13 protein-coding genes are annotated in these 21,559 nt (G+C 65.6%); 4 read left to right on the top strand and 9 right to left on the bottom strand.

The window, feature by feature from the left end:
• The first annotated feature begins 9 nt into the window (after positions 1 to 9).
• From hrpA to AC1AYR_RS01285, 3 genes are all read left to right on the top strand, one after another.
• Positions 10 to 4,188, top strand: a complete 4,179-nt coding sequence (hrpA, locus tag AC1AYR_RS01295) for an ATP-dependent RNA helicase HrpA (RefSeq protein ID WP_476510994.1) — start codon at positions 10 to 12, stop codon at positions 4,186 to 4,188.
• A gap of 128 nt (positions 4,189 to 4,316) precedes the next feature.
• Positions 4,317 to 4,622, top strand: coding sequence for a YhbY family RNA-binding protein (locus AC1AYR_RS01290; RefSeq protein ID WP_476510995.1), 306 nt, complete (start codon positions 4,317 to 4,319; stop codon positions 4,620 to 4,622).
• Positions 4,623 to 4,818: 196 nt separating this feature from the next.
• On the top strand, positions 4,819 to 6,312 hold the full coding sequence (locus tag AC1AYR_RS01285) for an MDR family MFS transporter (protein ID WP_476510996.1): 1,494 nt from the start codon (positions 4,819 to 4,821) through the stop codon (positions 6,310 to 6,312).
• Between the two features lie 756 nt (positions 6,313 to 7,068).
• Here AC1AYR_RS01285 and fruG read toward each other — a convergent pair.
• The 4 genes from fruG to fruE form a co-directional block, all read right to left on the bottom strand.
• A complete protein-coding gene (gene fruG, locus AC1AYR_RS01280; RefSeq protein ID WP_476510997.1) occupies positions 7,069 to 8,091 on the bottom strand; it encodes a fructose ABC transporter permease FruG in 1,023 nt (340 codons plus the stop codon).
• Positions 8,088 to 9,161: a fructose ABC transporter permease FruF gene (gene fruF / locus AC1AYR_RS01275; protein ID WP_476510998.1), complete on the bottom strand. Its 1,074-nt coding sequence runs from the start codon at positions 9,159 to 9,161 to the stop codon at positions 8,088 to 8,090. Before fruF ends, fruG begins: the two co-directional genes overlap by 4 nt.
• 11 nt (positions 9,162 to 9,172) lie before the next feature.
• The gene (gene fruK, locus AC1AYR_RS01270) at positions 9,173 to 10,702 is read right to left on the bottom strand and encodes a fructose ABC transporter ATP-binding protein FruK (protein ID WP_034527738.1); all 1,530 of its coding nucleotides are present in this window, start codon (positions 10,700 to 10,702) and stop codon (positions 9,173 to 9,175) included.
• 149 nt (positions 10,703 to 10,851) lie between these two features.
• Positions 10,852 to 11,829, bottom strand: coding sequence for a fructose ABC transporter ATP-binding protein FruE (fruE, locus tag AC1AYR_RS01265; protein WP_476510999.1), 978 nt, complete (start codon positions 11,827 to 11,829; stop codon positions 10,852 to 10,854).
• Positions 11,830 to 12,130: 301 nt separating this feature from the next.
• Between fruE and AC1AYR_RS01260 the strand changes: the two genes are divergently transcribed.
• A complete protein-coding gene (locus tag AC1AYR_RS01260; RefSeq protein WP_476511000.1) occupies positions 12,131 to 12,400 on the top strand; it encodes a hypothetical protein in 270 nt (89 codons plus the stop codon).
• Positions 12,401 to 12,534: 134 nt separating this feature from the next.
• Here AC1AYR_RS01260 and AC1AYR_RS01255 read toward each other — a convergent pair whose 3' ends face one another.
• The 5 genes from AC1AYR_RS01255 to AC1AYR_RS01235 form a co-directional block, all read right to left on the bottom strand.
• Entirely contained in the window at positions 12,535 to 14,382 is a 1,848-nt protein-coding gene (locus tag AC1AYR_RS01255) for an LpqB family beta-propeller domain-containing protein (protein ID WP_476511001.1), read from the bottom strand.
• On the bottom strand, positions 14,382 to 16,148 hold the full coding sequence (gene mtrB / locus AC1AYR_RS01250) for an MtrAB system histidine kinase MtrB (protein WP_476511002.1): 1,767 nt from the start codon (positions 16,146 to 16,148) through the stop codon (positions 14,382 to 14,384). The genes AC1AYR_RS01255 and mtrB overlap by 1 nt, the downstream gene beginning before the upstream one ends.
• Positions 16,145 to 16,912 carry an MtrAB system response regulator MtrA gene (gene mtrA, locus AC1AYR_RS01245; RefSeq protein ID WP_476511003.1) on the bottom strand — a complete coding sequence of 256 codons (768 nt, stop codon included), beginning with the start codon at positions 16,910 to 16,912 and terminating at the stop codon, positions 16,145 to 16,147. Before mtrA ends, mtrB begins: the two co-directional genes overlap by 4 nt.
• A gap of 103 nt (positions 16,913 to 17,015) precedes the next feature.
• Positions 17,016 to 18,398 (bottom strand): replication-associated recombination protein A, encoded by a 1,383-nt coding sequence (locus AC1AYR_RS01240; RefSeq protein WP_476511004.1) that lies wholly within the window; start codon positions 18,396 to 18,398, stop codon positions 17,016 to 17,018.
• Positions 18,395 to 20,965, bottom strand: coding sequence for a DEAD/DEAH box helicase (locus tag AC1AYR_RS01235; protein ID WP_034527881.1), 2,571 nt, complete (start codon positions 20,963 to 20,965; stop codon positions 18,395 to 18,397). Before AC1AYR_RS01235 ends, AC1AYR_RS01240 begins: the two co-directional genes overlap by 4 nt.
• Between the last annotated feature and the right edge of the window lie 594 nt (positions 20,966 to 21,559).

Genomic DNA, 21,559 nt, shown 5'->3' with positions numbered 1-21,559 from the left:
CTCAACAGCATGCGTTTCGAATATCCAGCGGAATTGCCGGTCTCGGCGGCGCGCGACGAGATCGCGGACGCCGTCCGTCACAGCCAGGTGGTGATCGTCTCCGGACAGACCGGTTCGGGCAAGACGACGCAGCTGCCGAAGATCCTGCTGGAGCTTGGGCGCGGCACGCACGGCAGGCAGATCGTGCACACGCAGCCGCGCCGCATCGCCGCGCGCACGGTCGCCGAGCGCATCGCCTCCGAGATGGGCGTGCGGCTCGGCGACGAGATCGGCTATCAGGTGCGCTTCACCGACGAAAGCTCGCCGAAGACCCGCCTCAGGGTCGTGACCGACGGCATCCTGCTCGCGCAGATCCAGCGCGACCCGCAGCTGAGCCGCTACGACACGATCGTCATCGACGAGGCGCACGAGCGCAGCCTCAACATCGACTTCCTGCTCGGGTATCTCACGGCCCTGCTGCCCAAGCGCCGCGACCTGAAGCTCGTCATCACGTCGGCGACCATCGACTCGGAGAAGTTCCAGGAGCATTTCGAACACGCCCTGCACGAGAAGGTGCCGGTCATCGAGGTCTCGGGACGCACGTACCCGGTGCAGGTCGTGTACGAACCGCTCGGCACGGCGCCCGCGCTGATGCGCGAGGTGCCGGGCTTCGCGACCGGCGCGCGCCCGGGCGACGCCGACTACGAGGAGCTGGCGAACGCGATCGCCGGCGAGGACGAGGGGCCTGCGCATGGCGGCCGCGGATCGGGCCGCAATTCCAATTCGTCGTACGAGGACGACGGCATCACCGACATGCCGACGGCCGTGGCGCGCGCCTGCGCCGAGCTCGTCATCCACTCCTCGCACGAGCGCGGGCCCCGCGACATCCTCGTGTTCGCGTCCGGCGAACGCGACATCCACGAGTTCGAGGCGGCGCTGCGGCATCATTACGGTCCGCGTGCCGAGGACATGCGCCGCGCGGACGCCATCGAGATCATGCCGCTGTTCGCGAGGCTTTCCGCCGCCGACCAGCACAAGGTGTTCGAGGCGCACACGCACCAGCGCATCGTCATCGCGACGAACGTGGCGGAGACGTCGCTGACCGTGCCGGGCATCCGCTATGTGGTGGATCCGGGCACCGCGCGTATCTCCCGCTATTCGAAGACGGCGAAGGTGCAGCGGCTCCCGATCGAGCCGATCAGCCAGGCGAGCGCCAACCAGAGGAGCGGTCGATGCGGCCGTGTGGCGGACGGCATCGCGATCCGCCTCTACTCGCGCGAGGATTTCGAGACGCGCCCCCGCTTCACCGAGCCGGAGATCCTCAGGACGTCGTTGGGTGCCGTCGTGCTGCACATGCTGTCGGTGGGCGTGGCCCGCACCGCCGAGGACGTGACCGGCTTCGGCTTCATCGACCCGCCGGATGTGAAGGCCGTCTCCGACGGCTTCAACGAGCTCACCGAACTCAAGGCCATCGCGAGGAAACGCGGCGAGGTGACGCTCACGCACATCGGACGCCAGCTCGCCCGCATCCCGATCGACGTGCGACTCGGACGCATGGTGATCGAGGCGGCGCGCACCACGTCGCCGAACACGCTGGCCGCGGTGCTTGTCGTCGTCGCGTTCCTGAGCCTGCAGGACCCGCGCGAGCGCCCGGACGAGAAGCGCGAGGAGGCGGACCGCATCCACAACCGGTACGCGGATCAGACCTCGGACTTCCTCACGGCCCTCAACATCTGGGACCGCGTCTTCCAGGCGGACGGCAACCCGAGCAACAACGCGCTGCGCCGCATCTGCAAGACCGAATACTTCAGCTGGCTGAGGATGCGCCAGTGGAAGGATCTGGTCGCGCAGCTCACGCAGATGTGCCGCGAGATGAAGTTCAAGGTGGGCGAGCCGCAGCCCGCCTCGCGTGCCGGATTGGAGATCCGCCAGCTGCCGATCAACCAGCAGGCGGCGCATTCGATGTGCTGCTCGTGGGACGCGGAGGGCATCCACAAGTCGATGCTCGCCGGGCTCCTGTCGATGATGGGCATGCAGGTGGTGCGCGAGCCGAAGGCCTCCGACTACGCGCATCTCAAGGGCGCGGCGAGGGCGAGGGCGCTGAAGCGCGCGCAGAAGATGTCGAAGAACGACTATCTGGGCGCGCGCGGCACGCATTTCGCCCTGTTCCCCGCCTCCGCGGTCGCCAAGTCGACGCCCAGCTGGGTGATGTCCACCGAGCTGGTGGAGACCTCGCGCCTGTGGGCCCGGTATTCGGCGGTCATCGATCCGGCGTGGGCGGAACCGCTGGCCGGCGCGCTCACGCGCACCACGTACGCGGAGCCGCACTGGTCCGGTTCGCGCGGCTCGGCCGTGGCGACCGCCCGCGTGCTCCTGTACGGCCTGCCGATCGTGCAGGACCGCACCGTGCAGTGGGGCCGCATCAACCCGTTGGAGGCGCGCGACTTCCTGCTGCGTCAGGGCCTCGTGGAGGGTGACATCCAGCAGCGGTTCAGCTACGACGACTTCGTCGCGAAGAACCTCAAGCAGCTGGAGGACGCGGCGGACGACGCGAACCGCACGCGCCAGATCGCCGAGACCGTGTCCGACGAGGACCTGTTCGACTTCTACAACGCGGTCATCCCGCACGACGTGACGAGCGTCGCCGCCCTCGCGAAATGGTGGAAGGGCGAGCATGACGCGCATCCGACGCTGCTCGACTTCGACCCGAGCAAGGTGGAGCGCCTCCAGTCCGCGGAATCGGTGAGCCTCGACGACTATCCGGACCACTGGCACACGCTCGGCACCGACGGCCAGCCGATCGACCTGAGACTCAGCTACGTGTACGACCCGTCTGACCCGGCGGACGGCGTCACCGTGCACGTGCCGTTGAAGGCGCTTTCGCGCGTCACTCCCGAACAGTTCACGTGGAACGTGCCCGGTCTGCTCGACGAGCTCATCCTCGCGATGATCAAGGCGTTGCCGAAGAAACTGCGCGTCCAGTTCGTGCCCGCGCCGGACGCGACGCGCAAGATCCGCGCGTGGATCGACGACCACTACCCGTTCCTGCCCGGCTCCGGGTCGCAGCGCAAGCCGAATCTGCCGCCGTCCGACGACGCCGCGGCCGGAGACGCCGACACGGCCGGAACGGCGGGAGGCGGCGCATGGCCCGATCTCGCGCACGTGTTCACGCGCGCCGCTATCGAAACGGTCGGCGCGCAGATCCACCCCGAAGTGCTGGGACCGGAACTCGTCGCACGCCTCTCCCCTTACCTGAGGATGACGTTCACGGTCGAACAGCCGCTGGACGATGGCCGGAGCGGCCGCAGACGCGGCAGGCGCGCGGTCAAGACGCTCGGCACCGGCAAGGATCTCAAGGCGCTGCAGGTGAAATTCGCGCAGGAGGCGCAGGTCTCCGCGCGCAAGGCCGTGCGCCGGAAAGCCGACCAGGCCGCCGACCAGGGCAGGCTCGTCGAGCAGGCGAACCTGCTGCACAAGGCGGGCGCCACCACCGAATCGCGTGCGTCGATGCTGTGGCGGGGCGCGCTCGACGCGCTTCGCCTGCCCGACGAGCGCGTCTCCTCGCGCTGGCTCGGTACGGAGGCGCTCATGCTCGCCGCCGCGCCCTACAAATCAACGAAGGCGCTCGTCGAGGACCTCCAGCTGGCGGCCGTCAAACGGCTGCTGCCCGACGTGGACCGTCTGCCCGACGACGAGGCGTTGGCGAACGCGGTGCTCGACGTGCGCGAAGTGTACGAGGACACCGTCTACCAGGTGGCGCGCGACGTGATCGCGATCCTCAAACGCTATGCGGAGGTCGACAAGGCGGTGTCCGGCAAGGCGGACCTGCCGATGCTGTCCGTGCTCCAGTCGATCCGCGAACACATCGCCACGCTCGTCTTCCCCGGATTCATCGGCGCCGCTCCCCCGGCCTCGCTGCGCCACATCGAACGGTATCTGCACGCCGACCTCATGCGCCTCACCAAAGCGAAGTCGGACAAGAACCGCGACGTCAGATGGGCGTGGGAGGCCGACGAGGCGAAACAGCTCGTCGACAAGGCCATGGCCAAGGCGAAGGCCGAGCCGGCCGGGCCACGGCACGAGGAGCTCATGCGCAAGGCCACGGGTGCGCGCTGGCTCCTGGAGGAGTTCTACGTGAGCCTATGGGCGCAGGAGCTCGGCACGCCCAAGCCGGCCAGCCTGAACCGCATCCGCAAGGCGCTCGCCTGACCCTGCCGCTACAATCCGTGTACGAACGACGGCACCGACCGTCAACGGACCGAACCGACCATCAACCGACCATCAACCGACCATCAATCTCCTGATGGTCCACCACCAAGAGATCAAGGAAAACGACTATGGCATTGACCAAGAAGCAGACCAAGCAGCTGCGCGGCATGGCGAACACGATCAAGCCGCTCATCAACATCGGCAAGAACGACGTGACCGACGCGCTCGTCAAGCAGGCGAGCGAAACCCTGGAGAACCGCGAACTCGTCAAGTTCAGCGTGCAGGACGGCTCCGGCCTGACCGCCAAGGAGGCCGCCGAGAACCTGGCCGGCCAGCTGGGCGCCGAGGTCGTGCAGACGATCGGCAACCGCTTCACCCTGTTCCGCCGCTCCAAGCGCAAGGACGTCGAACACATCCGCCTCGTGCGCGAATAAGCAGGTTCAGGGGGGCGTCGCCCCTAGTCATCGCTCCCGGTGTTGTCCAGCATGACGCGCTACACTGCACACGCCGGGAGCTCTCCGCAAATCCGTGCGGCCAGGGCCGGTTTTCATCCTCCTGGACAGTCAGGCCATTCGCATCCGCGCCCGCAATCGGGGCGCATGCGGTATCAATATGGGATTTGCAGAACCAATGACAGTACAACAGAAGACAACGGAAGCGCATCGCGCAGTGGCGCCGAACCCGAATACACCGGATGAGAAGATTCCCGTCAAGCTGATCGGCGCGATCATCGCGACCGGCGCGCTCGCATTCATCGGCATCCTCACCGAGACGGTGATGACGGTGCTGTTCCCCGCGCTCATGCGCGAATTCCACGTGGACACGGCCACCGTGCAGTGGATCACCACGATCTACCTGCTCACCGTGGCGGCGACGATGCCGATGTCGTCGTTCCTCAAACGCCGATTCCGGTTGAAGCGAATCTTCGTGGCGGCCGTCGCGCTGGCGCTCGTCGGATCGGTCATCATGGTCGTCGCGCACGCGTTCCCGCTGCTCATCGTCGCCCGCATCATCCAAGGCATCGGCTCGGGCGTCGCCACGCCGCTGATGATGAACATCATCCTCGAACAATCCCCCCGTTCCAAGATCGGCCGGCTCATGGGCGTCGGATCCCTGGTCATCACCGTTGCGCCGGCCATCGGACCGACCGTCGGCGGCGCGGTGACGACCATTCTGCCGTGGCGTGCGATCTTCGTGATCGCCGTGCCGTTCATCCTGCTCGCCCTGCTGCTCGGCATGCTGTGCATCGAGCAGAAGTCCCCCACCGAGGCGGCGTACCTTGACCCGTTCCAAGTCGTGACGATCGTCGTGGCGCTTGTCGGCATGGTGCTGGGACTGAACCAGGCCGGCGTCGCGGTGAGCGCCGCCGTGGCCGGGCGTTCCGCCACGCGTGCGACCGTGGTCGCCGTCGTGAGCGTCATCGTCGGACTCGCCGCGCTGGCCGTGTTCTGCTGGCTGACGAAACGCGCGTTCTCGCCGCTGCTCAGGCTCGGCATCCTGCGCGACCCGGTCGTGCTGCTGCATCTGGTCGCCTATCTGGTGATGCCGATCGTGTCCATCGGATTCGGCTATGTGATCACCAACGTGGCGCAGCTGGGACTCGGCACGAACGCGTTCCTCGCCGGTTCGCTGGTGTTGCCGGGCGCCCTGATCGGCGCCGTGTGCGCGCCGGTGGGCGGCTGGCTATACGACCGGTTCGGTGCGGTGAAGCCGATTCTCGTGCCGTTCGGCATCGCGACGCTCGGCCCGGTGCTGCTGTTCGCGTTCGCACTGCGGCTCACCCCCGCGATGCTCGCCGGCTTCTATTTCGTTTTCGGATTCTGCTTCGCGCTCGGCAACTCCAATGTGATGACAAGCGCCCTGAGTTCGATCCCCCGCCAGTTCGCCCCGGACGGCAACGCGATCTTCAACACGGCGCTCCAGTTCGGCGGCGCGGCAGGCACCGCGCTGTTCTCGACGATTCTGGCGGTCGCACAGGCCGGCCATGGCGCGGAGGGCTCCGCGGAGTTCATGCATGCGACCGCGGTGGGCGGCCAGTGGGTATTCGCCACGATGATCGTCATCTGCCTGATCGGGTGGGTCTCGCTCGCCGCGGCGTTCCGCATCCGCGCCCGTCGCGGCTGATTCCACCCCGCAGCTGATACCCCACCGCAGCTGATTCCACCCGCGAGCGATACGCCATTCCAGCGGGCAGCGCCCCAGCGTCACATATCCCGGAGATTATCCCCATCGTCCGGGATATGTGACGCTGAACCACTTCTCAGCGTCAGAAATCCCGGACGAAGCCATCGATTTCCGGGATTTCTGACGCCGGGCGCCGGCTGAAGACAGCGGCTACCAAGCGACATGCCCCACCAAGCGATATAACTCGCCGGTTCACGTCATCCGAGGTGTTGTGAACCACCGAGGCACGGCAATGGATGCCCCGCTCGGTCGGAATGTCAAATCGCTTGATTCTCGACCAACACCTCCAGATCAACACCTCCAGACCGTGACCACCCTCCGACGCTGCGCGCCACCTCCCGCCGGCGGGAGGAAGAGTCGAATCACAACCGTACAGGACAGACAACCACAACAGACAACAACACGTGTGGCCCGTTCCGAAGCAATTCGGAACGGGCCACACGCGGATGAAAGGAAGGAGAAGAAAGAGAGAGGCGGATGTCGACGGACGAACCGTGCACGGTCCCCGCTGGAAGCTCTCGTTGCTTCGAGGCGAGGAGGAATGCCTTGCGGGGCACCGATGGCACGCCCGCCGACCTCCATGTTCAGTTATCACGATGTTCAGTTATCACGATATTCGGTTATGGGATTCAATCCGGTGGCCGGCCGGCGAGAATCTGGACTCATAGGAACGGAACCTCACCGGCCGGCCATCGCCTATTTCTTCGAGCCGACGGCGGTCACCACACGCTGGAGGACCACGAAGGCGAGAATCATCAGGCCGACCACGATGGTCGTCCACTCGGCCGGGACGCCGAAGTCGGAGGTCAGCGGGTCGATGATGGAGCGGACCAGCGCGCCGAGGGCGGAGCCAAGGACGTAGCCGAAGCCGCCGGTGATGATCGTACCGCCGATGACCACGGAGGCGACGGCGTCGAGCTCCCAGCCGACACCGACCGTGTTCTTCGCGGAGCCGAGGTTGGCGATGTACACGATCGAGGCCAGCGCGGCGAGGGTCGCGGAGGTGATGTAGATCGTGAACTGGGCGCGCTTCACGGGCAGACCCATGAGCTCAGCGGAGGAGCGGGAGCCGCCGATCGCGTAGATGGTGCGGCCGATGCGGGTGTGGTGCAGGAGGATGTAGCCGAACACCAGCACGACGAGCGCGATCACGACACCGAGGTTGAAGTACAGATCGTGGCTCAGCTTCGGCTGGTCGATGATCGTGATGCTCTGGGAAAGCACGTCGAAGTTGTTGTCGTCCGGGAAGGTCAGCGAATCGGTGGAGATGATGGAGGCGATACCGCGGGCGAGGAACATCGTGGACAGCGTCGCGATGAACGGCTGCATGTTGAATTCCTCGATCAGGGTGGCCGCCAGCACGCCGAACACGGCGCCGATCAGCAGCATGACGATCATCACGACGAAGGCGGGAACGCCCGCGTTGGCCATCTTGATGCCGATGACGGCGGTGATGGCGACGATGGCGCCGACCGACAGGTCGATGCCGCCGGTGAGGATCGGGAGGGTCATGGCCACGGCCAGGATGATGAGGTAGGCGTGGTCGATGAACAGGGTGGAGATGAAGCCGAGACGGAGATAGGTGCCGAAGAGCGCCTGTCCCATGATCATCATCAGGATGAAGATCACCACTGCGGCGATCGTCGGGATCATCTGCGCGTCGATGCGACGCGTCTTCTTCACGGCCTTCTTGGCCGGGGTTGCCGTAGCGTTTGTCATGCTGCCACCGCCTTTTCAGAGGACTTGAGCGCGCGCTTACGCTTGAGTTCGGCGCTCAGGTTACGAACCTTGGGAGCCTGCATCACGCAGATCACGATCACGACGACGGCGAAGAAGGCCGGGGTTGCGGCGGAATCGATGCCGAGGGTGATGATGGTCTTGCGGATCATGGCGATGATGACGGCGCCGACAGCGCTGCCTGCGAGGGAGAACTTGCCACCGAGCAGCGAGGTGCCGCCGATGACGACCGCCAGAATGGCGTACATTTCGAGATCCTGACCGGTCTTGACCACGTCGACGCGCATCACGGATGCGGTGGCGAACAGGCCGGCGATGGCGGCGAGGAAGCCGGAGATCGCGTAGACGAGGAAGAGGATCTGCTTGGGCTTGATGCCGGTCATGCGGGAGGCTTCGGGGTTGATGCCGACGGCCTCGATGAACATGCCCATGGCGGTCTTGCGGCACAGCAGGCCGACGAGGATCACGATGACGACGGCGATCACGAAGTTGGCGGGGATGCCGAGGATGAAGCCGTTGGCCATCCACTTGAGCGGCTCGTTGCCGGCGACCGCGGAGGCGTCGGTGTTCTCGCCGGAGGTGATGACCTTCGCGAGGCCACGGCCGGCGAGCATCATGATCAGCGTGGTGATGAACGGCTGGAGTCCGAGGAACGCGACGAGCGCGCCGTTGACGCAGCCGACGGCCAGGCCGATGACGAGGGCCAGCAGGATGGCGAGCCACACGTTGGTGCCGTTGGTGAGGGCCTGCATGGCCGCGGCGCCGGCGACCGCCATGACGGAACCGACGGAGAGGTCGATGCCTGCGGTGGAGATGACGAGCGTCATGCCGGTGGCGATCATCAGGTATCGGGCGGATTCCTGAAGCATCGTGATGAGCGGGCCGGCGAGACCGCCGGTGTTGTCGTTCCATGTCAGGGCGAGGAACGCGTGGTCAAACGCGGTGCACAGCAAAACCAGCAGGATGAGTGCGATCACCTCGACGGTGATGTTCGAGGAGAGCAGCTTCTTGAAGATGTTGTTCTTCTCTTCTGCTTGCTTCTTATCAGCCATCATCCCTCCTTTCAGTTCTTCACGTTCGTGTTGGCGATCGTCTCGACGATGGTCGACTGCGAGACGGTGTCGCCGTTTTCGATTTCAGCGATCTTGTGGCGATCCTTGAGGACCTCGATGTCGTCGGACAGACGCACGACCTCTTCGAGCTCCGAGGAGATGAAGACGACGCCCATGCCCTTCGAGGCCAGGTCGAGGACGACCTGCTGGATCTCGGCCTTGGCGCCGATGTCGATGCCTCGGGTCGGCTCGTCGAGGATGAGGAGCTCCGGGTGGGTGGCCAGCCAACGGCCGATGAGGACCTTCTGCTGATTGCCGCCGGAGAGGTTCTTGATCGGGCGATCCGGATCGGCCGGTCGCACGTTCATTTCCTTCATGTACTTGTCGACGATCGCGTCCGCTTCCTTCTTCGGAATCGGCTTGAACATGCCGCGCGTCGCCTGAAGGGCGATGAGGATGTTCTGGCGGACGGTCAGGTCGCCGATGATGCCCTCGTCGCGGCGGTTCTCGGTGGAGTACGCGATCTTGTTCTTCAGGGCGGTGGCCGGGTCGTTGATGGAGACCTGCTTGCCGTTGAGCGTGTACTCGCCGGAATCCGGCTTGTCGGCGCCGTAGAGGAGTCGGCCGAGTTCGGTACGGCCGGAGCCGAGCAGGCCGGCGAAGCCGACGACCTCGCCCGCGTAGATGTCGAGATCCACCGGGTTGATGGTGCCCTTCTTGCCGAGGCCCTTGACGTCGACGATCGGCTTCTCGCCGGGTTCGATGGCGCGACGCGCCTTCTTGGCGCCGATCTGGGACAGTTCCTCGGCGGACTTGCCGATCATCATGCCGATGAGCTCGTCACGCGGGGTGTCCTTGGTCATGACCTCCTTGATGAACTTGCCGTTGCGCAGGACGGTCAGGCGGTCGGTGATCTCGTAGATCTGGTCGAGGAAGTGGGAGACGAACAGGATGGCGACGCCGGAGTCGCGCACCTTGCGCATGATGGCGAACAGGTCCTGCACCTCGTTGGCGTCGAGGGAGGAGGTCGGCTCGTCGAGAATCAGCACCTTCGCGTTGATGACCATGGCGCGGGCGATGGCGACCAGCTGCTGCATGGCGATGGAGATCGAGCTCAGCGGGGTGTGCGGATCGATGTGCTCCAGACCCATCTGCTTGAGGTACGTCTTCGCCGCCTCATGGGTCTTCTTCCAGTCGATGCCGAACGGGCCGCGCTTCTCGTGGCCGAGCATGACGTTCTCGCCCACGGAGAGGTTGGTGCACAGGTTGACTTCCTGGTACACGGTGGCGATGCCGGCGTTCTGCGCGTCCAGCGTGCCGTTGAACTGCTGCGGCTTGCCTTCGACGGTGATGGTGCCCGCGTCGATCTTGTAGACGCCGGTGAGCGCCTTGATCATCGTGGACTTGCCCGCGCCGTTCTCACCCATGAGAGCGTGGACCTCGCCCGGGTACAGCGTCAGGTCGACGCCGTCCAGGGCCTTGACGCCCGGGAACTCGATCGTGATGCCCTTCATCACGACGATAGGGGTTTTGTCTGTCATTTCGTTGCCTTTGAACAGTGGGATTGTTACCGTTTTGTGATATTTCGGCCTCACATGAATGATGGTGTACGAGGAACGTTCCTCGTACACCATCATCTTGTGGTCATGTGTGGTTGTCGATTATCACTGATGGAGGCGTGGAGCCTGAATCAGTAGGCGCGGGAGTTGGAATCCAGGGCTTCCTTGGCGCTGGTGGCGTCGAAGGTCTTGGACTCGATCTGGATGTCGGACTTGACGTCCTTGCCGTCCAGGTAGTCCTTGACGGCCTGCGCGGTCTCCTTGCCGAAGATCGGGTTGTACTCGATCACGTAGGAGAGATCGCCGTCGACGAGGGCCTGCAGGGCGTTCTTGGTGCCGTCGATGGTGATGATCTTGACCTTGCCCTTGAGGCCGGCGGCGTCAACGGCCTGCGCGGCGCCGAGGCCCATCTCGTCGTTCTGGGCGAAGATGAACTGCGGGTTGTCGGACTTGTACTTGTCCAGCAGGCCGGCGGTCACGGTCTTGGCCTCATCGGTGGACCAGTTGGCGGACTGGGACTCGAGGACCTTCACGTTCTTGGCGACCTTGTTGTCCCAACCGGTGCCGCGGTCCTTGACGACGGACAGGCCGGCGGGGCCTTCGAGGATGAAGCCGTTGGCGCCGTCCGGGAAGTTCTTGTTGACGAATTCGGCGGCCTGCTCACCGGCCCACTCGTTGGACGGTCCGATGTGGGAGACGATGGCCTTCTTGGCGGAGGAGTCCTTGACCTCCACGTTGCGGTCGACGGTGAAGACCGGAATCTCGGCCTCGGCGGCCTTCTTCAGGGACTCGTCCCAGCCGGAATCCTCGGTGGAGGACAGGATGATGGCGTCCACCTCGTCGTTGACGAACTTGTTGAAGGCCTGGATCTGCTTCTGCTGATCGTTGTTCTGGGTCGGCGAGTAGATCAGGTCGAATCCGGCGGACTTGAACGCGGACTTGATGTCGTTCTCGTTCGCGGTACGGAAGCCACCCTCAGGGCCGACGGCGACGAAGCCGACGGTCTTCTTGCCGCTGTCCGAGCTGCTGGAGCTGGAACCGCAGGCGGCCACGCTCACCAGAGCGGCGGCCGAAGCGACGAGGGCAATGGCCTTCTTCCAATTCTTCATAATGTTACTCCTCCTCGAGTTACCGAGCGCCGGGGTTCCTTCCCCGGCTGATGACCTTTTGTCATCGACATGCTTAAGTATGAACCAAACAATGTGAGCGTTCAACCTGACGCGATAACATTTCGATAACGTCTTGATAACGTTTTGATAACATGTCTTTTCATGCCGTCATATCGGCGCGGTTACGCCGTTTTCGGGTATCATGGAGAGCGCCGTAACGAGGCGCCGCCGCCGCGTATGGGCTTCCGTATGGGGCATATGCGACGGCCCGGCACCGTACAACGAACACGAAAGGAGACCCATGGATACCGTGTTCCTCATCATCAAGCAGGTGGAAGGCATCAAGCATCTCGCCGGCGTGGCCGCCACCATCGGTGACGCCGCCAAGCTGCTCGCCAAGTGGGAGCCGGAGTGCCCGGACAACTTCAACTTCCTCGGCACCGAAGAGGTGTACGGCGTCAAGCGTCACCTGTTCAACATCCCGTTCAACATGCAGTACCTCATCTATGAGGTCCCGCTGAACTCCGAGGTCCCGCAGGAGCTCTTCAAGAGCGAGTACGGCGGTATCTGATCCGATGCGCATGGTCGATGCGGACGATCCGGACCGACCATGCGACCGTCATTATCGAGAGGGGCTTGTCTCCCCACCGATCGACACGCACAATCGACACGGTGGGAGGCAAGCCCCTCTCGTCGTTCCGGCGCTCACTGCGCGCCGAGCGCGGTCACCTGCGAGTCGGCGATCGACCAGGACCCGTCGAGGGAACCGGAGACGGACCGCACGACGCCGAGATCGTCGAGTACGGCAAGCCTGCGGTAGAGGGCGATCTGGCCCGCCGCAAGGGACACGACGGTGGAGTCGAGAAGACGCTGCCGGCTGTCGGGGCCGGGGGCGATCTGACGGAATCCCCGCTGTCGCGCCGTCGAGGATTCCCGCGACGTCCCGTCTCCCCCGTTCTCCGATGACGCCGTGCCCTCGGAGGATTCCGTGGAGCCACTGCCGCCATCGCCGGTGCCGCCATCGGAGGACCCGGTGGAGTCCTCCTCGTCGGCGCCGGTCACGTAGATCAGGTTGAGATCGTTGTAGAAGGTCAGCATGGTCACGCCGCTCTGGCGGGAGGCCTCCGTGGATTGGTCGGACAGTCCGGCCGGCACGAGATTGTCGTCGCGGTTGATGCCGACCAACGCCACGCCGTCGTCGAGCGCCAACGCGAGCCGCGCGCCCTCCGGGGAGATCGTGACGGCGCGGATGGTCTCCGACCCGAGCCATCCGACCGACAGATGCCGCTCCACGCCGTCGTGCGACACGTACAGACTGTGGCCGCCGTCGGACACCGCCCAGATCTCACCGTCGAGACCGCCGGTGATGAACGAGGTGCGCGCCCCGGAGAACATCTCCCCGCATGACGACGCGTCGGATTTGAGGCATTCGACCACGCCGTCGGCGCGCAGCACCGCTCCCCCGTCGGAGGCGAACGCGAATCCGCGCGCCCCCGGATACCCTTCGGTCTCGCCGACACGCAGCGGGCTGGACGATCCGAGCGATACGACGCGGCCGTCGGTGAACGTGTAGATGCCGACGTTCGGCTGCTCGTTGTCCAGGTCGAGACCGGAATCGGCGCTGGAATAGTCGACCCCGTCCACGGTGAGTTGCAGCAGCGCGCTGGACACGCCGTCACCCAACGTCAGGCGGATGAGATGCACGAGCATGGAGCGGTCCCGCGCGTCAAGGCTCAGGAATTCGGCGGAGAGCTGCACCTGGGGTCTGCCGTCGCTCAACGGCACGCTGTCGACGGCGAGCGTGGCCTTCGCCGAATTGACGTCGCGCACCGCGTCCCCCAGCCACGCCGAACCGCCGGCGAGCACTTCGCGTACGGCCTGCGTACGCCAATTGCGCCAGCTGAGCCAGCGCACATCGGGCACGAGATGCTTGCCGGGCGCGTCGATCTGATAGACGGAGACCTGCCGGAACACCTGCTCGAAATCCGCGGAGGAGACCGCCACGCCATCGTCGAGCCGGTTGATGCGCCATTGTCCATCCGACTGCGCCATCGCGAAGGTGAGCACGGTGCCGGAGCCGGAGGATACCGGCGTGTACAGTCCGTGCGCGTCGAGCGTGCCCACCACGTTGAGCTCCGCCTCGACGATGATGCCGCCGTCGGATTCCGGCGAGCCGGTCTGGGCGCGCGCCTTGCGTGTGAACGTCGGCGTGCCGTCGTACACGATAGCCGAGGAGTCGCCGTTCCATCGACCTGCGGCCTGCGAGGTGAGGAACTGGCGTGCCACACGGTAGCCGTCCGACTGCACGCCGGCGGGCATCGCGTTGAAGAATCCCTCGACGATGCTTTCCGGCTGGGCATCGTCCGCCGGGCCTTCCGGACTCGTGTATACGCGCTGCGTCTGCTGTTCGACCGGCGAGAGCGTCTGCACGCCGCCGCCCGTCGGCAGTCCGATCGGACTGGAACATGCGCCGGTGGCGCAGATGAGGGCCGCGGCCACCACGGCGGCGGCCGTGCGGACGACGCGGCGGATGCGCCTGGTGGTGCCGGCCATCATTCGTCTCCTTCCTCGTCGGGGGCCGTGCGCGTCGTCGCGGGCTTCGCCGCGAGATCCGTCACGGATCCAACCGCGGCATCTGTCGCGCGTTTGACGTAGTCGACGCTGCGGTTGTCCGCGATGCCGAATCCTCCGGTGATGCGCAGCGCCCTGGTGCCGCGTTGGAAATCGACCGGCATCTCGTTGTCGGGCACCGCGCCGAGCGAGGGGTCGCGCGGCAGCATGACGAGGAACCAGGTGCCCTCGCCTTCCTCGGAGCGCACGCGGATCGTCCCCTGATGCAGTTTCGCGTCGGTCATCGCGATCGACAATCCCAGCCCGGTGCCGCCGGTGGTGCGCGCGCGCGAGGGGTCGCCGCGCCAGAACCGGTCGAACACGTGCGGCACCTGGTCGCGCGACATGCCGACGCCGTAGTCGCGCACGGAGATGACGAACGCCCTGCGGTTGACGGCGAGACGTATCTCGATCGGCCCGTCCTCGGCGAAGTCGATGGCGTTGGCGAGCAGATTGCGGATGATGCGCACGATGCGCCGCGTGTCGAAATAGGCCAGCACGCCGATGTTCGGCAGGTACGTGCGGATGGGCACGCCTTTGGCCTTAGCAAGTCCGTCCACCTGGTCGACGGCTTCATGGATCGTCTCGCGGATGTCCGACTCGACCAGGTCAAGCGCGGCGTAGCCGGCATCGTAGCGGGAGATCTCCAGCAGGTCGGCGAGCATGTCCTGGAAGCGGTTGATCTGACCGGACAGCAGTTCGACGGTGCGCCGCGTCATCGGATCATAATCGTCCTTGCGGCTTTCCAGCAGATCGGACGCCATGCGCATCGTGGTGACCGGCGTGCGCAGCTCATGGCTCACGTCGGATACGAACCGGCGCTGCATGGCTCCCGCCTCCTCCAGTTCGTCGATCTTCTGGTTCAACGCGTCGGCCATCTTGTTGAACGAGTCCTGCAACGATCCGATCTCGTCCTTGCGTGTCACCGGAACGCGCGCGTCGAGGTCGCCGGCGGCGAAGGTCTCGGCCGCCGCGGCCACGGCGCCGACCGGACGGATGATGCCGTGCAGCGTCATCCACACGACGACGCCGACCATCATGCTCAACGCGAGGCATATGGCGATGAGGTTCATCTGGATCTGGGCGAGCGACCTGTCCTGGGATTCGTATGAGAACAGGGCGTAGAATTCGAGGCCGCCCGCGGCGCCGAATTCGAGTGTGGTGCCGAGCACCGCGCCGGGGACGCCCGTACGCCCGGCGACGTCGAGGGAGACGGGCTGGTAGAAGACGCGGTTGTGCGTGTCGGAGTCCACGGCGGCACGCATGTCGTCGGTGATGAGCGACTCGTAGGTGGGGTCGGTGGACACGGGGACGATGAAGCGGCTCTCATCGTCCTTGCCCCACAGGTACACGCTGGTGAGATTGGAGGCACCCTCGTTCTGCAGCGAGGAGGCGAGGTCGTTGACGAGCTGCTGGTATTGCACCGAATCGGTCACGTCGGACGAGTCGAGTCCGTTCTGCGCCTGCTGGACCATGGTGGAGAAGTCGTTGCGCGCCTGCATGGACACCTGATCGAGCAGCGTGGAGCGGACGGAGATCATCGACAGTACGGAGAACACGACCGCCACGGCGAGTGTGACCGCCACGACTAGGGCGACGGTACGCGCCTGCAGCGAACGACGCACCTCGGCGCGTCCGCTTTTCAGCAGACGCCGCCAGCTGAACCGTCTGCCTGCGATGATGCGGCGGGCGGCCTCCCCTCCGCTCATGCCGCCTGACCGGAAAGCGGGCCCGGGGTGACGAACTTGTAGCCGATGCCGCGCACGGTGACGATGATCTGCGGCTTCTCCGGATCATCCTCGACCTTGGCGCGCAGACGCTGGATATGCACGTTCACGAGACGCGTGTCGCCGTTGCCGTCATAGCCCCACACCTTCCTGAGCAGCGTGGAACGGCTGATGGCCTCGCCCGAACCGGCGGCGAGCACGGCGAGCAGCTCGAACTCCATGGGGGTGAGCGCCAGGTCGGCGCCGTCCTTGGTGGCGGTGTGCCCGGCGCGGTCGATGACGATCGCGCCGCGTTCGATGTGCTGCGGGTCCTCGCCGGAGCCCGTCTCGTCGGCGTTGGCGGCCGACTCGGCGGCGAGCTTGGCGCGGATGCGGAACCGCGCGCGGATGCGGGCGATGAGCTCCGCGACCTTGAACGGCTTGGGCACGTAGTCGTCGGCTCCGGCCTCGAGTCCGGCGACCACGTCGACGGTGTCGGATTTGGCGGTGAGCATGATGATCGGCACGTTCGACGAGGTCTCGCGGATGCGGCGGGCCACCTCGGTGCCGTCGATGCCCGGCAGCATGACGTCGAGCAGGATGAGATCCGGGGCGACGGTGGGGAACATCTCCACGGCGCGCAGGCCGTCCAAGCAGGTCGTGGTGCGGAAGCCTTCGTTCTCCAGCACGATGGAGAGCATCTCGCCCAGTGCCTGGTCATCGTCGACGATCATGATCATCTTGCCGGCGATATCATCCTGCGTCATTGCATCTTCCTTTCCGTCCCGTCGTGGTTCCGGTTCATTGTACCCCGTAACCGCTTACCTGTCAGCGTCCGCCGACATTCACCGATGCCATCGTCGGTATCCATCACCGCCCGTCGCTCCCGTCGCCGCCGTGCAGGATCGGCTCGATGCGGGCGAGCCGATCCCCCACCTCGCGTTCGTAGCCGCGGTTGTTCGGACGGTAGTAGCGCCGGCCGCGCAGGTCCTCGGGCAGGTACTCCTGCGGCGCGACCGCGCCCGGCCAGTCGTGCGCGTACTTGTAGCCCTCGTGGTTGCCCCACTCCTTCATCAGCTTGGTGGGTGCATTCCTCAGATACAGTGGCACGGCGCCGATGTGGCCGGCGTCCACGTCCGCGAGCGCCTCGTTGATCGCCATGTAGCTGGCGTTCGATTTCGGGGCGGTCGCGACGGCGATCGCCGCCTCGGCGAGGATGATCCGGGCCTCCGGCATGCCGACGAGCGCGACGGCCTGCGCTGCGGCGACCGTCACCTGGAGGATCTGCGGGGCGGCCATGCCGACCTCCTCGGCGGCGGCGATCATGATGCGACGCGCGATGAACCGCGGGTCCTCGCCGGCGCGGATCATGCGCGCGAGATAGTGCACGGCGGCGTCCGGGTCGCTTCCGCGCATCGATTTGATGAACGCGGAGATCACGTCGTAATGGTCGTCGCCATCCTTGTCGTAGCGCACGGTGGCCACGTCCATCACGGTGGAGACCACGTCGGGCGTGATGGTCGGGCGGCGACGACCCTTCTCACGCGCCTTGTCGCCGGTGACGGCGCCGGCGGCCGCCTCGAGGATGGTGAGGGACTTGCGCGCGTCGCCGCCCGCCATCCACACGATCTCGGCGATGGCCTCGTCGGTGGCCTTCACCTCGCCTTTGAGCCCGTGGTCGGAGGCGAGGGCGCGGCGGACGAGGTCGTCGAGCTGTTCGGGTTCCAGCGATTCGAGTTTGACGACGACGGAGCGGGAGAGCAGCGGTTTGATGACCGAGAAGCTCGGGTTTTCGGTGGTCGCGCCGATGAACGTGACGTCGCGGTTCTCGACGGCCGGCAGGAGCGCGTCCTGCTGGGATTTGGAGAACCGGTGCACCTCGTCGATGAATAGGACGGTCTCCTCGCCGCGTGCGACGAGCCGTTCGTGGGCGCGGTCGAGCACGGCGCGCACGTCCCTGACGCCGCTGGTCACGGCGGACAGCTCCTCGAACACGCGGCCGGACTGGCGGGCGACGATCGTGGCGAGCGTGGTCTTGCCGACGCCGGGAGGCCCGAACATGATGATCGAGCTGGGCGCGGTGAGGCTGCCTTTGCTGGCGGGGTTCGCGAGGCGGCGCAGGGGCGAGCCCTCCCCCAGCACGTGGGACTGGCCGATCACCTCGTCGAGCGTGCGCGGGCGCATGCGCACGGCGAGCGGACGCGTCACCTCGTCCGGCGCGTCCGACGCCGCGAACAGGTCGTTGTCGCTCATTCGTTGCCGACCTTGTAGTCGAAGAAGACGACCTCGCCGCTCTCCTGGGTGGCGTCGAGGTCGACGACGCCTTCGATGGCCCAGTCGTGGTCGCCGTCGGAGTCGTCGATGATCTGGCGCACCCTCCACGAGTGCTCGTCCTTCTCATGCTTCGTGTCGAGCATGAACAGGTCGGCGGAACGGGCCTTCGCGTCGGTGTTCACGTATTCGTGCTCGTCGTAGTAGTCGTCGAGCGCGTCCTCCCATTCGTGCACGCCGTAGCCCCAGTCCTTGTCGAGCGCGCCGAGCGTGTCCGGATCGTCGAGGTCCATGAGCGTGACGCGGCGGAACAGGGCGTTGCGCACGAGCACGGTGAGGCCGCGGCGGTCCTCGACGACGGCGTCGCGCGCGCCGGGCGCGGCGAGCGACGCGGCCGCTTCGGACGCGTCGGTGGAGCCGTCGGCACCCGCGTTCTCCCATTCGTCGACGAGCGAGGAGTCGATGGAGCGCACGAGCACGCGCAGCCAGGCGATGATGTCGTCCAGCTGCTCGTCGCGTTTCTCCGGCGGCACGGTGCGGGCGAGCGCACGGTACGCGTCGGACAGGTAGCGCAGCAGCGTGCCTTCGGAGCGGGCGATGTTGTAGCGGGCGATGTAGCCGGTGAAGTCGGAGGCGGTCTCGACCATGTCGCGCACCACCGACTTGGGGCTCAGCCAGTAGTCGTTGGCCCACGGCACGTCGTGGCGGTATTGGTCGAACGCCGCGTCGAGCATGTCCTCCAAGGGCTTGGGGTAGGTGATCTCCTGGAGGCGGTCCATGCGCTCGTCGTAGTCGAGGCCGTCGGCCTTCATGTCGGCCATGGCCTTGTCGCGGGCGGCGCGTTCCTGGGCGCGCAGCACCTGCTTCGGGTCGTCGAGCGTCGCCTCGACCATGGAGATCACGTCGAGCGCGTACGTGTCCGACTCGGGGTCGAGGAGTTCGAGCGCGGCGAGCAGGAACGGCGAGAGCGGCTGGTCGAGCGCGAAGTCGTCGGGCACGTCGAGCGTCATCACGTAGTCCTTGCCGCCGTCGCGGCCTTCGAGCACCTCGATCACGTCGGTGTCGAACAGCGTCTGGAAGATCTCGTCGGCGCGCTGGTGGAGCTTCTCCTTCTGGTCGGGGGTCTGCGCGGAGTCGTCGATGAGGTCGTCGATGCGCGCGCGGGCGTCGCCGCCCTGCTCGACCTCGTTGAGCACCATCGAATGTGTGATCTTCAGGTGCGGCACGAGCGTTTCGGGCGCGGCGTCGATGAGCTTGTCGAACGTGTTCTGGTTCCACGTGACGAAGCCTTCGGGCGCCTTCTTGCGCTTCACCTTCTTGAGCTTCTTCGGGTCGCCGCCCGCCTTGGCGATGGCCTTCTGGTTCTCGATCTCGTATTCGGGCGCCTCGGCGACGACGAGGCCCTCCGTGTCGAAGCCCATGCGGCCGGCGCGGCCGGCGATCTGGTGGAACTCACGGGCCTTGAGCCGGCGCATCTTCGTGCCGTCGAACTTGGTGAGCGCGGTGAGCACGACCGAGTGAATGGGCACGTTGATGCCGACGCCGAGCGTGTCGGTGCCGCAGATGACGGGCAGCAGGCCCTGCTGGGCGAGCTGTTCGACGAGACGCCGGTAGCGCGGGAGCATGCCCGCGTGGTGGATGCCGACGCCGGTGCGCAGGAGTCGCTGGAGGATCTTGCCGAACGCGGTGGTGAACTTGACTCCCTTGATCGCCTCGGCGATGGCGGCGCGCTGCTCCTTCGAAGAGACACCGGTGGAGGCGAGCGCCTGCGCGGTCTCCAGGGCGGCGTCCTGCGAGAAGTGGACGACGTAGATGGGGGTCTCCCCGTTCCTGAACGCGAGTTCGACGGTTTTCTCCAACGGGTCGAGCGTGTACTCGTAGCTCAGCGGCACGGGGCGCGGCGCGTCGGCGATCACGTCCACGTCGGGCACGTCGTTGAGCTCTTCGAGCTTGTTCGCGATCGCGTCGACGTTGCCGAGCGTCGCGCTCATGAGCAGGAAGCGGGTCTGCGGCAGGGTGAGCAGCGGCACCTGCCACGCCCATCCGCGCTCCGGATCGCCGTAGTAGTGGAACTCGTCCATCGCGACCATGCCGATGTCGGCGTGCTCGCCCTCGCGCAGCGCCTGGTTGGCGAGGATCTCCGCGGTGCAGCAGATGATCGGCGCGTCCGCGTTGATGTGGCTGTCGCCGGTGATCATGCCCACGTTGTCGCGGCCGAACACCGCGACGAGGTCGAAGAACTTCTCGGAGACGAGCGCTTTGATGGGCGCCGTGTAGTAGGAGCGCCGTCCGGTGCACAGGGCGGCGAAGTGCATGCCGAGCGCGACCAGCGACTTGCCGGAGCCGGTGGGCGTGTTGAGGATCACATGGTCGCCGGCGAGCAGGTCCATGATGGCCTCCTCCTGGTGGGGCCATGGTTCGATGCCCTTGACGTCCTCCACCCATCCGAAGAACCGTTCGTAGATGTCATCGTCCGTGAGGTTGCGCTCACGTTCGCTCCCGTCCCATTCCGGGGCCAATCGTCCCAGCGACCCGTAGCGGGACGTCATATCCGCGTCCATGTCCGCGCCCGCGCCGTCGCGCGGCGCATCGTCCGTCGCCCGCATCTCAGCTCCCCTCTCATCGCGCGTCGCGTCGTCGCGCTCCATATCGTCGTATTCCTTCTCGTCGATCATGTCTCACGAGTGTAGCCGCAGGAGCGCACCTGCCGTGAACCGCATCTCCGATCATCAGATCCGAATGACCGCGATCCGGCAATCGGAGCGTCGTTCCGATGCTTTCCGAAAGGGGCATCTTACGAAAGAGGTCACAAAGGGGTGCCTCTCGAAAAGGTGTTCGTCTTCCAAAACCGAAAGTCCACAACCGGCATTGTTTTGCTCTCTGGCCACGCGATGACAGCGCCATCCCGCTCTTGAACAGTCCAATGGCAAGCAGGTGTCCGATAAGACACCAAGATACGAGGTCAGCCCCCGGTCAATACAGCCAATATATACAGTCAATACAGTCATTCAAGCCAATACCCGGCCAATGCAAGTCAACAATCCGGCGAACAGCTACAGACCGAGACCAACGGACCGATCAGCTACAGACCAAGGCACCACGGGCCGAACCATTACAGATCAAACCATTACAGATCAAACCAT

The organism is Bifidobacterium sp. LH_417 (assembly GCF_056357035.1).
This window is presented reverse-complemented; position numbering and strand designations above follow the sequence as displayed.